Origin of the sequence: Thermoanaerobacter brockii subsp. finnii Ako-1 (assembly GCF_000175295.2) — a bacterium.
Taxonomy (GTDB): domain Bacteria; phylum Bacillota; class Thermoanaerobacteria; order Thermoanaerobacterales; family Thermoanaerobacteraceae; genus Thermoanaerobacter; species Thermoanaerobacter pseudethanolicus.
In genome coordinates, this window is the sequence record NC_014964.1 from 1,435,926 (window position 1) to 1,448,319 (window position 12,394).

Here is a 12,394-nt window from a genome sequence, read left to right on the forward strand (position 1 = left end):
TTAATGAAGTAATTGATTCATTTCCCTTTCTGTAAGACCAGGTTGCAGTGCAAGATTTATTCCTCTAGATATAATTGAAGCTATATTTCGTACCAATAAATCTATTTCTTTAGGAGTAACTACAAGATTATGTACATAAGGTGTTAAAACTTCTTGAATGAGACTGTATTTCTCTTGTTGACTCATGTTCTTAAGCACTTCATAAAAAGGGCTTTCTTCTTTGGTGTGTTTTAGTAACTCTTCTGTTAAATATTCGATGGTGTCGTTAGCAATTGTTACTGCATCTACTACTGTAGGAACTCCTATGGCTATTACGGGTATACCTAAGCTTTGCTCAGTAATGGAAAGCCTTCTATTACCTATTCCAGACCCTGGACTTATACCTGTATTTGAAATTTGAATAGTAGTTGACAGCCTCTCTAATCTTCTTGAAGCCAAAGCATCAATTGTAATTATTAAGTCAGGTTTTATTCTGTCAACTACTCCTTTTAAAATTTCAGCCGTTTCTATTCCGGTAATTCCCAAAACTCCGGGAGAAATTGCACTGACAGACCGAATTTCATCGCCAAACTGTTGAGGTGCGTATTCCTTTAAATGCCTTGTTACTACAATATTGGAAACTACACGAGGTCCCAACGCATCAGGAGTTACATTCCAATTACCTAACCCCACTACTAAAACTTGTGTATTTTCCGTCAAATTAGCTATTTCTTTAATTATATCTGCTAAAACTTTTGCAACTTCTTCTTCTAAATCTAAATCCCTTTCAATGAGGCCGGGGGCTTCAATAGTTATATAGTCCCCCACTGGCTTCCCCATTGCTTTTTCTCCTTCTTCATTTAAAATTTTGACCTTTGTCACCTTTATACCCTCTAAGTGTTTCTCATCCACCCTAACCCCTGGAATCTCTCTTCCTTTGTATAATTCTCTCGCTTCTACTGCAAGGTCTGTCCTTATACTGTACATTTACATCACCTCAACTCTGTGGGTACAAAGGCGTCAACTAGTCCTATCACAAAAGCAGCAATCAACGAACCAACTATTGTTGCATGAATGGTAGGAACAATAAACTGAGAAACGTATATCACTACCGCCGCAACAATAAATCCTACAAAACCACGGCTTCTTGGTGAAATATCTTTTCCTAATATTAATTCTACAATATAACCCAACAAAGCTATTACCAATGCTGAAATAAGAGCTCCCCAAAAGCCTGCAACACTAAAGCCAGGTACAAGATATCCCACCACCAATAGCACAATAGCTGACACAATAAAACGTATAATGGTTTGTAACATCAAATCACCTCCTCTAATTATGATAAACAAATTGACAAATTTTATACCTCTGTGATAAAGTAGAAAATGTATTAATCCTTGAAAAACTATTTCTTTCGTGGTAAAATTAAATTCGATTGAGGAGGTGAAACTTTTGGCAAACACAAAATCTGCAAAGAAAAGAATATCTATTATCGCAAAAAGGACTTTGCGTAATAAAATGATAAAATCAAGAGTCAAAACATTTATTTCTAACTTTAATAAAAGTTTAGCAACAGGAGATATAGAAACAATAAAAGAAAAATTAAGACTTGCCGTCAAAGAATTGGACAAAGCTGCCACAAAAGGAGTTCTTCATAAAAACACAGTGGCAAGAAAAAAATCCAGACTTTATGCAAAATTTAATGCACTTTTAAAATCAGCAGCAAGTAATGAATAAAGCGTACCTTAAAAGTACGCTTTTTATCATTTGCACAATTTTTTTACAAGCTCCTCCAATGCCAAACTGCTATCCGCCCCTGATTTCAATGCAATGTCACATTTTAAGCATTCTTTATATGCCCTTTCTAAATCCTCTTTTTTAAAAAACTTACTTTGTCTTGTTAGTTCTTCTACTACAAAATATGGCACTCCTAAAGAAGATGCTATACTCTTTTTATCTACAAATTTGCTTTCAAAAGTTTTGATTTTAGCGATCAGCCTCATCTGTCTTACTATCATGGACAATATAATAAGAGGTACTTCTCCCTTTTCTAAAAGGGCGTATAAAACTTTATAAGCCTCTTTTTCTTTTTTCATTCCTATAGCACTAACAAGATTGAAAATGTTTTGTTGCAGGTTTATAGTAAGGACTTCTTTCATTTTTTCCATTTTTATTTCTTCACTGTCAGAATAACAAACCACTTTATGTATTTCATTTACAATAGCATACAAATCAGTTCCTACACTTTTTACAAAGTATTCTGCATCAGATTTGCTTATCTTTTTCCCACTTTTTTTAAAAAAATAACCTGTGTAATTTACAGCTTCTTCAAATGAAAGCTTTTGAAAATACACTATTTTACCTGTTTTTTCTATAAATTTGTAAAACTTCTTCCTCAAGTCTACCTTTTCTCCATCTACAATAATCAAAACTGTTTTATTCTCCGCCATATTGGCTCTTTCTTCCATATAATTCACAAGCTTTTTTAAACTCTTATCACTCAATTTAGAAAGTTGGTCCTCCTCGTTTTTTACTACAACTAACTTATACTCAGAAAAAAAAGGCAAAGTCTCACAGCTTTCAATGATAGCATCTACATACTCTTCTGGATCATTCTTTTCAATAACTATGTAATTCATCTCATAGGTTTCTTCTTTTAAGATCTTTGATTTAAACCTTTTGATAGCGTCTGACAACAAAAATCTCTCTTCTCCGTAAAAAAGATATATATTATGTATTTCTCCTTTTTTTAAACTGTCTATTAATTCTTTATACTTCATTCTTTCACTCCTTAAGAACAGTCCTTATATATGCCTTTTTCCCATCTGTCTTTACAATAATGGTACCATTTTTGTCTGTTCTATACACTATAGACCTTTCTTGAAGATATTTTAGCACTCTCTCATCAGGGAGTCCATAACTGTTTTTACCTACTTGGAGAATACATACTTTCGGATTGGCTTTTTCAATGAATTCTTCTGAAGATGAAGTACTTGACCCATGGTGAGCCACCTTCAAAATATCAGTCTTTATGTCTAAATTCTTTAAAATTTCTTCGGCCGGTTTTTCTATATCACCTGTAAATAAAAACTCCATATCTTTATACTTCATTTTAAAAACAAGACCATTGTTATTTATGGGATTTTCTTCTATCAAATTTGCTGGGTCAGGGTGCAAAACATATATTTCAACACCATCTACTTTGACTTTATCACCCTTTTTTAAAAACACAACGGGAATGTTTTTTGATTTTGCAATTTCCATCAATTCTTTGAAATTATCATCAGTAACTTTTTGTATCCCTATAAAGATTTTGTCAACTTTCATTTGCTGCAAAATACTAAGTATCCCGCCTACATGGTCGATGTCAGTATGGGATATAAAAACTCCATCAAGCTTCATAACACCTTTGTAATACAAAAATGGAAGTACCACATCTTCTCCGACATCAAATGAAGAAATTGCAAATAAGGGTCTGCCTCCCCCATCTATTAAAAAAGTTTTGCCGTGGGGTGTCCTGACAAAAGTGCTGTCCCCTTGTCCTACATCCAGGAAAGTCACTTCTAAATCTTTAGGCAATAGATAATTATAAAAGAAAATTGCTATAACAAAAGTCAAGGCAATTGCAATAGAAATCTTTTTAGTTTTTTTATCAAAACTGCTAAGTAGGACTGCTAAAATCCCATAATACAAAACAATCACATACAAAGGCGGAACAATAGTATTTATACTGGCATAAGGAAAGCTATTGAATAATTTCGTTATGTACAAAATAACTTCTACAACAGGTATATTTATAAAATTTATAAAATAGGACAAGGGAGGAAAAATCAGCCCTATCATAGCCGATAAAAATCCCAAAACGACTGCTATATTCGCCAATGGCACTATTACAATGTTGGACAAAAGCGAAATTATGGATATATAATGAAAATAATACATGGTAAAGGGGATTGTGCCAATTTGAGCAGAAAGAGTTAAAGCGACTAATTCTCGTATTTTGGGATTTAGCATTGATAATTTTTCTCGTATCGGCTTATAGAAATACAAAATAGCTAAAGTAGCAACAAATGAAAGTTGAAAACCTACATCCCACAGCATTAAAGGATTAAATATTAATATCACAAAAGCAGCAAAAGACAAAGAATTTATAGAATTATGTTTTTTGCCATAAGTAGTGCCAATTAAAGCGATAGAAGCCATAAGAGCTGCCCTTATAACTGGCGGATTTGCTCCTGTTAAAATTGCATAGAAGGTCAATACAATTATAATGATAGGAACTTTGTACCTTCTAATGTTAAAAAGACTTAACATATAAAGTATAAAACCTGTTATGATTGCTACGTGCATTCCTGATACGGAAATAATATGTGAAATACCTGCTGTCCTAAATTGTACCAAAGTCTCATCGTCAACAAGTTTATCTCCTAAAAAAATCGATATAACAAACTTAGCATCTCTTTCGGGCATTGAATTTATATAATTAACTTCTGTTTTTTGCTTTGCAGCATATATAACCTTCTCAATAAAATTTAAATTGCCTTTGCCCACAATGTCAACGGCATACCCCTGCACCCTCATAACTGCATAAATTCCTTTTTTCTTTAAAAAGAGCTTGTAGTCAAAGCCTCCTGGATTTGTAGCTTTTTGGGGAATTGAAATTATCCCTCTTATACTTACAATATCTCCCTCTGAAGGATATTTGCCCCCATATTGAGTAACCAATACTTTAGGTAATTTAGGCGGTTTAACTATGTATTTAGCATATCCCTCATATTCTTTTACCTCGTACACCTTACCATTTATAGTTATAAATTTATCTTCAAACTTTAGATAAGGATTGGGAGAATTAAAAGCATTGCCACTTAAAATTGCACCTACAAAAATAAAAGAAATTAAAAGAAGTAAACTGACATTTTTATTTTTCAAATACCGCCACAAAGAAATAGCCACTGAAATTGCTAATAAAAGCAAAAAAGCAAAAGGATGAAAAACATATCTTCCAATTATTATTCCTAAAGAAAGAGCTACAGTAAGATATAAAAATGGAAATTCCATTTTATATCACATAAACTTCAAAATCTCTTGCAATTTCTGTATTTCCAAAGACTTTAATTGCTTCATCATAATAATCCTTGATAGAAATAAGCGGTGACAAATGAGTCAAAACTAGTCTTTTGCACTCGGCTTTCTTAGCAATTTCAGCAGCTTCCGCAGCAGTTAAGTGTGGTCCTTGCATTCCTGTCAAGAAATTTCCATCACATAGGAATAAATCAGCTTTATTTGCAAAAGATATTAAATCTTCATTATAGGTGGTATCACCACTATATACAAAGATTTTTTCTCCCTTTTTAATCTTCACAGCATAAGTCTCTACAGGATGCGTCATCTTTTTAAAAGAAATCTCTATTCCCTCTAAATTTAAAGTAGCCTCTTCATTTATAATGTGTAAATTAAAAACATCTTTAAACTTAAAATCTTCAAAAACATTTTCTGGTGTTTGTGGACAATATACATTCACAGGTTCAGTTATCATGCCTCTTGACTTCATAATATCAAGAGCATATCTTAAAACCATCATGTCTGCTACATGGTCAGAGTGCAAATGAGACAAAATTATGTATTTTAATTTATTTAAGTCGTAATACCTTTGGTATCTGCTTATTACTCCACTGCCACAGTCCAGTAAAATATGAGTATTTTCATCTTCTACTAAATATCCGGAAGTAGCCCCATAAGGCCCAGGGAAAGGTCCATGACACCCTAACACTGTGACTTTCATAAATTTTTGCCTCCCTCCTTAAAGCTACAGACAAATTCATATAAATCTTTGTAACTACCCTTTTGTGTCGCTACTATATCTTTTGAATTTCTATTTATCATATAGTCCTCAATCAAAAAAGTCTTCATACCCAACTTAAAAGCTATCAAGTCCTCTTCCACATCATTTCCCACCATATAACAATTTTCCGGCTTTTTATTTATAACTTTTAATATCTCTTCATAGTATTGTATATGGGGCTTACAAAAATGCATATTTTCATAAGTAGTTATAAAATCAAAATAGCTTTCATTAAGGCCTGCCCATCTAAGCCTCTCTAAAATTGCAATTCTTGGAAATACAGGATTGGTTGCTAAAACAAGTGTATAGCCTTTTTCTTTCAAAATTTCTAAGGATTTCTTGACGTATTCATTGGGCTTAATATTTTTTCCTAACTCTTTGTAATCATTTAAATAAAAGTCTTCAAAAAGTACATCCAATTCCTCTTTTGGATAGTTGACTTTTTTTAAAAAAGAATCAAAAAACACCTCTTCATTGGTTTTGTTGGGTTCCAAATTATTTATCATGTCCATACTGGCACTATAAAGACTTTTAAATAAAAAATGGGGGTCAAATAGAGGAGAAAGCTTTTTTGTAAGACTTAAAAAGTATTCATCTAACATCTTATCCGTATCGACAGGAAGCAATGTCCCGTCCAAGTCAAATAAAAATGTATCAATCATTCTCATCACCTCAATTTCTCTTTCCTATATAATGATATATTTTTACATAAAAAAAAGCAAGGTTTAAAAAACCCTGCTACACTTTGTTAAATAGTTCCAATCGAGATATCAAACGTATCAAAATATACCCTATTATTATACTTGCAAAACCTTGCACTAAATTACTTGGCACATCAACTAATGAAGTTTTAAAACCGTACATGATTCCTCCTGCTATATAGTATCCTAACACCATCCATAAAGCTCCTATTATAAGAGATACAACTTTTAAATATTCCTTAGTATATTTTTTATACATAAGTCCAACAATCAACCCTTCTATCCCTTTAATTATAAAGGTCCATGGCGACCAATATGCATAACCTGATAATAAGTCCGCAAGAGCAGAACCAATGCCTCCAGTTACAAATCCCATTGTAGGACCAAATAAAGCAGAACTTAAGAATATAAAAGAATCGCCTACGTTTATATAGCCTTTTGTAGCCGGAGTGGGTATCTGAATTACCATAGTACCAATAGTAACCAATGCCATCATAAAAGCCCCATATACTACTTTTTTAACATTGTTTTGTTCCATATTTCCACCTCCAATAAATGTATGTAGGATAGTTATATTATAACATACAATTGTAATGGTGCAATCATAGCAATATAATAACAAAAAAAGAAAAGCCCTTGTTTCTTAAAAGGCTTTAGATATAGTTTCCAACTGTGGAATACCTATCTTTTTTGTTGATTATATATGAAACAATCAAATCATCCAGTTTACGACTTATATCAAGCACTTTTTCATAGTCAATCTCTTCCTTAGTAACGAGGTTATCCAGTTCTTTCCTCAAAACACTTATCTGTCTTTCTAATGCTTCATTACTTTTCATTTTGTTTACCCCTTTTTAAAAGTTCGTATATACAATTTTACCATCATAATACAAAAATTACAATAGGCTTTATTAAGAAACAACCCTTAATTTATCTACTATATTAACCAATTTCTTATAAATTTCTACAATTTCTCGTCCACACTCTACTTTCCAATCATTTTCTCCCTCATTTACCTGTCCAGCTTCATTAGTTAGTATCCTATTCAAGATATCGTCACTTTTTATTTTTTCCTTAATACTCTCCATGCTTCGTTTTAATTCTTCATCTACTTTTTTTACTACACCCATCTCCCTACTCTCCCCATTTTAAATATTTATTATAATATATTCTATATATGTTATAAATTTCCTGCTAAAATTTTAAAAATTTTTATCTCTTATTTATTTCGTCTATAACAATACTCAACGCCTTGTCCATTGCTAATTCTAATCTGTCTGGGGAGACTCCGCCTTGACACATATAAGCGTTTCCTCCGCCTTTTCCGTCAAAAACCCTTAATACCTCTGTTTTCTTTCAAAATATTAACTTCTTTTTTAACCTCTTTATTCTCTTCAAGTAATTTTGACACATTTATCTACTACATGGTATATTACATCATTTTCCTCATATACTTTGTAAACTTTAAAGCCATCAATTATCCCTGTATCACTCGGTTGTCTACCACTTTCAGGATAGAAATAAGTTTTATCTAACACTAACTCCCATTTATCGTGGGTTTTCCTTTTATCTATGATGTTGGCATCAAACTAGGTAACATAGTTATTTTCATAAAAAAGCTTTTCAGTCATAAAAATCATCCCTTCTTTATAAGAAATTGCATGGAAGTCATCCATGCAATTCTTATTCATAAACCTTTGTTCCTAAAGCAGTAGTAAGTTTTCTAAACTCTTCTATTATCTTTTTCGTTATGGGACCAGGTTTTCCATCTCCTATTACCCTATGATCTACTTCTACCACTGGTATTGCTTCAGCAGCTGTACCTGTCAAGAAACATTCATCTGCAGTATACACGTTAAACAAGGAAAAATACCTTTCTTCAAAAGGGATTCCTAATTGCTTTGCTATATCAATTACAGTAGCCCTTGTAATTCCTCCTAATGCTCCTACTGCCGAAGGAGGAGAATACAAGGTGCCATTTGAAACTATAAAAATATTGTCACCAGTACATTCAGCCACATATCCTTCTTGGTTTAGTATAAGAGCTTCAGGATACCCAGCTTTTACTGCTTCAATTTTTGCAAGAATATTATTTAAATAATTTAATGACTTTATCTGGGGATCTAAAGCCTGAATAGAATTTCTTCTATAAGTAGAGGTAATAATTTTTAAACCGTTTTGATACATAGATTCAGGATATAAAGTAATCTTATCAGCTATTATTACGACTGTGGGTTTAGGACATTTATATGGGTCAAGGCCTAAATCACCTTTTCCTCTTGACACTACAAGCCTTATATAGGCATCCCTTAAATTATTAACTCTTACCGTTTCCACAACTTTTTCTTTCATCTCTTCCATCGTCATAGGAATGTCGAGAAGAAGGGCTTTTGCCATACTATAAAGTCTTTTTAAGTGCTCATCAAGTTTGAATATAACTCCATCATAAGCCCTTATGCCCTCAAAAATACCGTCCCCATAAAGATAGCCATGGTCAAAAACCGAGACTGAAGCTTTCTCACTGTCTACAAATTCTCCATTCACATATACTAACCCCATACTTATGACTCCTCCTTTACTTCAAATTAATTTAGCAAAATTTTATCACTTTAAAAGAGTTTAGTCAATGTAATATAAAAAACAAAAAGCCCCAAAATGAGGCTTTTTGTTTTTAAATCATTCAGCTTTTATAGCACCTGTTGGGCACACAGCTTCACAAGCACCACAGTCAATGCAAGTATCAGGGTCAATCTCGTATTTTCCATCACCTTCGTGAATAGCATCTACCGGGCATTCTGCAGTACAAGCTCCACAGCTTATACATTCATCAGTAATGTAATGTGCCATTATTTTCCCCCTCCCTGTATACAGTATGTAGTTCCTCAAAAATTATAAATCATTTACATGCAATTGTAAATAAGCAAATTTAATTTTTGGAATTTAGCAAATTTTTTAAAAACTAAAAGGGTCTTGTCAAAAGATAAAACCTATGCTATAATTACTTTCGTCGAGGCGCTGCCGAATGGTGTAATGGTAGCACAGGTGACTCTGGATCATCTAGTCTAGGTTCGAGTCCTAGTTCGGCAGCCATTTTGGCCCCATCGTCTAGCGGCCTAGGACATCGCCCTCTCACGGCGAAGACAGGGGTTCGAGTCCCCTTGGGGCTACCAATATAAAAATATCGAGTAGGAGCTGAATAATTATTTTATTCAGCGTCCTCTCACACCACCGTACGTACCGTTCGGTATACGGCGGTTCATTAGGAATTGTGTACAATTAGATATCTTTGGGATAAACTCTTATAACCTATGCTTTCAAAGTATTTATTTGTAAGAGTCTTATTTAGGATTGGGCTATTGGATATTCTCCAGTAGCCTTTCCTTGTATTGGCGTATTCCCAGGCTTTTTGTTCTTCTACTCCTAGTTTTACTAAGTTATCATGCTTCGTTTTTATCTTCTTCCATTGTTTCCATATACATGCCCTTAGTCTTCGCCTTATCCATTCGTCAAGGGTTTTCATTATGCTTTTCGCGTCTGCTAATCCAAAATAGTTGACCCATCCTGTTGTTATTTGATTTAGTCTTTTTATTCTGTTTTCCATGCTTATTCCCTTGTTCCGATTGGTTATTTCTCTTACTTTTTCCTTAAACCTTTTGATGGATTTTTCATGGATTCTTATTTGTCATTTCTCAAATTAATTTAGCCCAAAACCGATAAAATTTTTCAGATTAAATAATCTTGTGATAAAATTAATGCTAAAGGAATTTGATAAATTTTTTTCAGATTCCTTTAGCATTAATTTTAATTGGAGAGGTTACTTATGCAAATAATTTTCCATGTTGATAACATTGAAGAATATTTACATAAAGGTAAAGATTACAATTTTCCTGACCCACCAGATAGATGTCCTTATCCCGATTGCAAGTGTAGAGTAAAACTAAAAAAGCACGGGTTTTATTACCGTTACTATTTAGATGGACCTAACTGTATAAAAATAGCCATAAGAAGATATATATGTCCTGTGTGTAAAAGAACTCTTTCCTACCTTCCTGATTTCTGTCTTCCCCATTTTCAGTATTCTTTCAATATGATTGTAAAGTCTTTAAAAGAGACACTTACAAGAGAAAAAACTCTCAGTTCTTTCATAAGTGACTTAAAAAGAAACTTTCCCACCATACTATTTTCAAGACAGCATATATATTTTTACACCAAAAGGATAATGAATAATTTAAGTTTTATCATATACGGATTAAGGCAAATAGACCCTTACATAAAGTTATCTGAGACTGACTCACAAAGAGAGAGGGCCAGAGAGATTTTGGACATAATAAGCATTGTACCACTCTTCTCCCAACGGTTTTATGCTCATTGCCAAAAATCATTTCTGGCCTCTCTCACATAATTTTAGCATTAAATCCGAAAGATTTAAATAAAAATTTTGATTTTTTCTTAGCAACATAACTTTTTCCTTTAATGTCCCCCAGGTATGAGCTAAAATTACGATTAAGAAATCAAAAAAGTGAAGGGGGAACATATAAATGCTTGATGAAAAAGCGAGAGAAGCTATAGCATTAAAGAGATTTTCACTGATAAGTCCGGTGCTAAACGGACAGGTAAAAAATCAGAAAGAATATTTTGATGCTCTTTCCGATAAACCTATTGAGATACCTTATCTTGGAATGAGAAGATATACTCCCAAGACACTTAGAGGGTGGCTATATCAGTATTTAAGAGGCGGTATAGAAGCGTTAAAGCCGGGTTATCGAAGCGACAGAGGCAAATACAGAAAGATAAACTTTGAACTTTCAGAGAAAATAAAGCAAAAAAAGCTTGAACATCCTGAAATGCCAAACAAACTTCTTTATGAGACATTGATAGGAGAAGGAATAATCTCACCGGATAAAGTATCCCTTTCGACATTCTATAGGTTTTTGAAAAACATTCCTGTAAAATCTTTAGATAAAGAAAAAGAGGGTAAAACAAAGAGATTTTCCCATGAATTCATCAATGAACTGTGGCAGACTGATGTCATGTATGGGCCATATATTAAAGAAGGTAAAACAAAAAGGCAAACGTACCTTATTGCATATATAGATGATGCTTCCAGGCTGTGTACCTATGCTCGCTTTTACTATACCCAGAATTTTTTAGCTTTAAGAGACTCATTTAAAGAAGCAGTGCTAAGAAGGGGAATACCCAAAATGCTCTACACTGACAATGGAAAGATATATAGAAGCACTCAATTTGAATATATATGTGCATCATTAGGTACATCTCTTATTCATGCTGAGCCCTTTTCACCTCATTCAAAAGGGAAAATAGAAAGATTCTTTCATACGGTGAGAATGAGATTTTTAAGCACAATAGATCCTACATCCATAAAGAGTATAGATGAGCTCAATATGATGTTTTTTAAATGGCTGGAGGAGGATTACAACCGAAAAGAACATAGCAGTATTGGCATGAGTCCTTTAGATTTTTTCATGTCTCAAATATCAAGGGTAAATATGTGTGGTGACATAGATATGTTGAATGAATGTTTTCTCATAAGAGTAAATCGTAAAGTAAACAAAGATGCCACACTTAAAGTGGAAAATATACTTTACGAAACAGAAGAAAAGTTTAAAGGTATGCGCTTAGAAGTCAGATATGACCCGCAGTGGCTTAAGGATAATACACCCCTTTTACTTTTTCATGAAGGCAAAAAAGTAGGGGAAGCGTATAAGGTAAATTTTCATGATAATGCTAAAATTCCTGTAGAATATATCGAAGACAGAAAGGTTGTAAGCGAAAATGAAGATACTGTGGATTTTGCGGCAAAACCTAATTCCCCAGTAATATCCTTTAATGATATCATTGATTAAAAAAAGAG

15 protein-coding genes, 2 tRNA genes and 1 pseudogene are annotated in these 12,394 nt (G+C 33.2%); 5 read left to right on the forward strand and 13 right to left on the reverse strand.

Translation table 11 applies throughout. The features are described from left to right. Positions 1–966 (reverse strand): GPR endopeptidase, encoded by a 966-nt coding sequence (gene gpr, locus THEBR_RS07120; protein ID WP_009052604.1) that lies wholly within the window; start codon positions 964–966, stop codon positions 1–3. 5 nt (positions 967–971) lie between these two features. Next, positions 972–1,298 carry a phage holin family protein gene (locus tag THEBR_RS07125; RefSeq protein WP_003868086.1) on the reverse strand — a complete coding sequence of 109 codons (327 nt, stop codon included), beginning with the start codon at positions 1,296–1,298 and terminating at the stop codon, positions 972–974. A gap of 133 nt (positions 1,299–1,431) precedes the next feature. On the opposite strand from THEBR_RS07125, the gene rpsT reads away from it, so the two are divergent. Further along, a complete protein-coding gene (rpsT, locus tag THEBR_RS07130; RefSeq protein WP_003868087.1) occupies positions 1,432–1,716 on the forward strand; it encodes a 30S ribosomal protein S20 in 285 nt (94 codons plus the stop codon). A 26-nt stretch (positions 1,717–1,742) separates the two neighbouring features. Here rpsT and holA read toward each other — a convergent pair whose 3' ends face one another. The 10 genes from holA to THEBR_RS07175 all read right to left on the reverse strand — a co-directional run bounded on the left by holA (position 1,743) and on the right by THEBR_RS07175 (position 9,369). Next, the gene (holA, locus tag THEBR_RS07135) at positions 1,743–2,759 is read right to left on the reverse strand and encodes a DNA polymerase III subunit delta (RefSeq protein WP_012269425.1); all 1,017 of its coding nucleotides are present in this window, start codon (positions 2,757–2,759) and stop codon (positions 1,743–1,745) included. A gap of 4 nt (positions 2,760–2,763) precedes the next feature. After that, complete coding sequence (locus THEBR_RS07140; protein ID WP_012269426.1) at positions 2,764–5,037, reverse strand: DNA internalization-related competence protein ComEC/Rec2; 2,274 nt, start codon at positions 5,035–5,037, stop codon at positions 2,764–2,766. Between the two features lies 1 nt (position 5,038). Next, entirely contained in the window at positions 5,039–5,761 is a 723-nt protein-coding gene (locus THEBR_RS07145) for an MBL fold metallo-hydrolase (RefSeq protein WP_012269427.1), read from the reverse strand. Further along, complete coding sequence (locus tag THEBR_RS07150; protein ID WP_004405177.1) at positions 5,758–6,483, reverse strand: HAD family hydrolase; 726 nt, start codon at positions 6,481–6,483, stop codon at positions 5,758–5,760. Before THEBR_RS07150 ends, THEBR_RS07145 begins: the two co-directional genes overlap by 4 nt. Before the next feature lie 76 nt (positions 6,484–6,559). Further along, positions 6,560–7,060: an ECF transporter S component gene (locus tag THEBR_RS07155; protein WP_012269428.1), complete on the reverse strand. Its 501-nt coding sequence runs from the start codon at positions 7,058–7,060 to the stop codon at positions 6,560–6,562. Between the two features lie 115 nt (positions 7,061–7,175). Further along, positions 7,176–7,361: an aspartyl-phosphate phosphatase Spo0E family protein gene (locus tag THEBR_RS07160; RefSeq protein WP_003868094.1), complete on the reverse strand. Its 186-nt coding sequence runs from the start codon at positions 7,359–7,361 to the stop codon at positions 7,176–7,178. A 72-nt stretch (positions 7,362–7,433) separates the two neighbouring features. After that, positions 7,434–7,652 (reverse strand): hypothetical protein, encoded by a 219-nt coding sequence (locus THEBR_RS07165; RefSeq protein WP_004405182.1) that lies wholly within the window; start codon positions 7,650–7,652, stop codon positions 7,434–7,436. A 264-nt stretch (positions 7,653–7,916) separates the two neighbouring features. After that, positions 7,917–8,099 carry an alanine--tRNA ligase-related protein gene (locus tag THEBR_RS12400; protein WP_369791827.1) on the reverse strand — a complete coding sequence of 61 codons (183 nt, stop codon included), beginning with the start codon at positions 8,097–8,099 and terminating at the stop codon, positions 7,917–7,919. 106 nt (positions 8,100–8,205) lie between these two features. Then, positions 8,206–9,081, reverse strand: a complete 876-nt coding sequence (gene ilvE / locus THEBR_RS07170) for a branched-chain-amino-acid transaminase (protein WP_012269429.1) — start codon at positions 9,079–9,081, stop codon at positions 8,206–8,208. Between the two features lie 117 nt (positions 9,082–9,198). Beyond that, positions 9,199–9,369, reverse strand: coding sequence for a DUF362 domain-containing protein (locus THEBR_RS07175; protein WP_003868098.1), 171 nt, complete (start codon positions 9,367–9,369; stop codon positions 9,199–9,201). A gap of 169 nt (positions 9,370–9,538) precedes the next feature. Between THEBR_RS07175 and THEBR_RS07180 the strand changes: the two genes are divergently transcribed. Further along, a tRNA-Gln gene (locus THEBR_RS07180) sits at positions 9,539–9,612 on the forward strand. A 4-nt stretch (positions 9,613–9,616) separates the two neighbouring features. Beyond that, positions 9,617–9,692, forward strand: a tRNA-Glu gene (locus THEBR_RS07185). 89 nt (positions 9,693–9,781) lie between these two features. Here THEBR_RS07185 and THEBR_RS07190 read toward each other — a convergent pair. Further along, a pseudogene (locus THEBR_RS07190) lies at positions 9,782–10,204 on the reverse strand (group II intron maturase-specific domain-containing protein); the annotation flags it as partial. 138 nt (positions 10,205–10,342) lie between these two features. On the opposite strand from THEBR_RS07190, the gene THEBR_RS07195 reads away from it, so the two are divergent. Next, entirely contained in the window at positions 10,343–10,924 is a 582-nt protein-coding gene (locus THEBR_RS07195; RefSeq protein ID WP_003870792.1) for a DUF6431 domain-containing protein, read from the forward strand. Positions 10,925–11,060: 136 nt separating this feature from the next. Continuing rightward, positions 11,061–12,386, forward strand: a complete 1,326-nt coding sequence (locus THEBR_RS07200) for an IS481 family transposase (RefSeq protein ID WP_012269105.1) — start codon at positions 11,061–11,063, stop codon at positions 12,384–12,386. Positions 12,387–12,394 lie beyond the last annotated feature (8 nt).

Coding starts and splice junctions, on each gene's coding strand:
- gpr (WP_009052604.1), bottom strand. CDS start 966: ATGTACAGTATAAGGACAGACCTTGCAGTAGAAGCGAGAGAATTATAC.
- THEBR_RS07125 (WP_003868086.1), bottom strand. CDS start 1,298: ATGTTACAAACCATTATACGTTTTATTGTGTCAGCTATTGTGCTATTG.
- holA (WP_012269425.1), bottom strand. CDS start 2,759: ATGAAGTATAAAGAATTAATAGACAGTTTAAAAAAAGGAGAAATACAT.
- THEBR_RS07140 (WP_012269426.1), bottom strand. CDS start 5,037: ATGGAATTTCCATTTTTATATCTTACTGTAGCTCTTTCTTTAGGAATA.
- THEBR_RS07145 (WP_012269427.1), bottom strand. CDS start 5,761: ATGAAAGTCACAGTGTTAGGGTGTCATGGACCTTTCCCTGGGCCTTAT.
- THEBR_RS07150 (WP_004405177.1), bottom strand. CDS start 6,483: ATGATTGATACATTTTTATTTGACTTGGACGGGACATTGCTTCCTGTC.
- THEBR_RS07155 (WP_012269428.1), bottom strand. CDS start 7,060: ATGGAACAAAACAATGTTAAAAAAGTAGTATATGGGGCTTTTATGATG.
- THEBR_RS07160 (WP_003868094.1), bottom strand. CDS start 7,361: ATGAAAAGTAATGAAGCATTAGAAAGACAGATAAGTGTTTTGAGGAAA.
- THEBR_RS07165 (WP_004405182.1), bottom strand. CDS start 7,652: ATGGGTGTAGTAAAAAAAGTAGATGAAGAATTAAAACGAAGCATGGAG.
- ilvE (WP_012269429.1), bottom strand. CDS start 9,081: ATGGGGTTAGTATATGTGAATGGAGAATTTGTAGACAGTGAGAAAGCT.
- THEBR_RS07175 (WP_003868098.1), bottom strand. CDS start 9,369: ATGGCACATTACATTACTGATGAATGTATAAGCTGTGGAGCTTGTACT.
- THEBR_RS07195 (WP_003870792.1), top strand. CDS start 10,343: ATGCAAATAATTTTCCATGTTGATAACATTGAAGAATATTTACATAAA.
- THEBR_RS07200 (WP_012269105.1), top strand. CDS start 11,061: ATGCTTGATGAAAAAGCGAGAGAAGCTATAGCATTAAAGAGATTTTCA.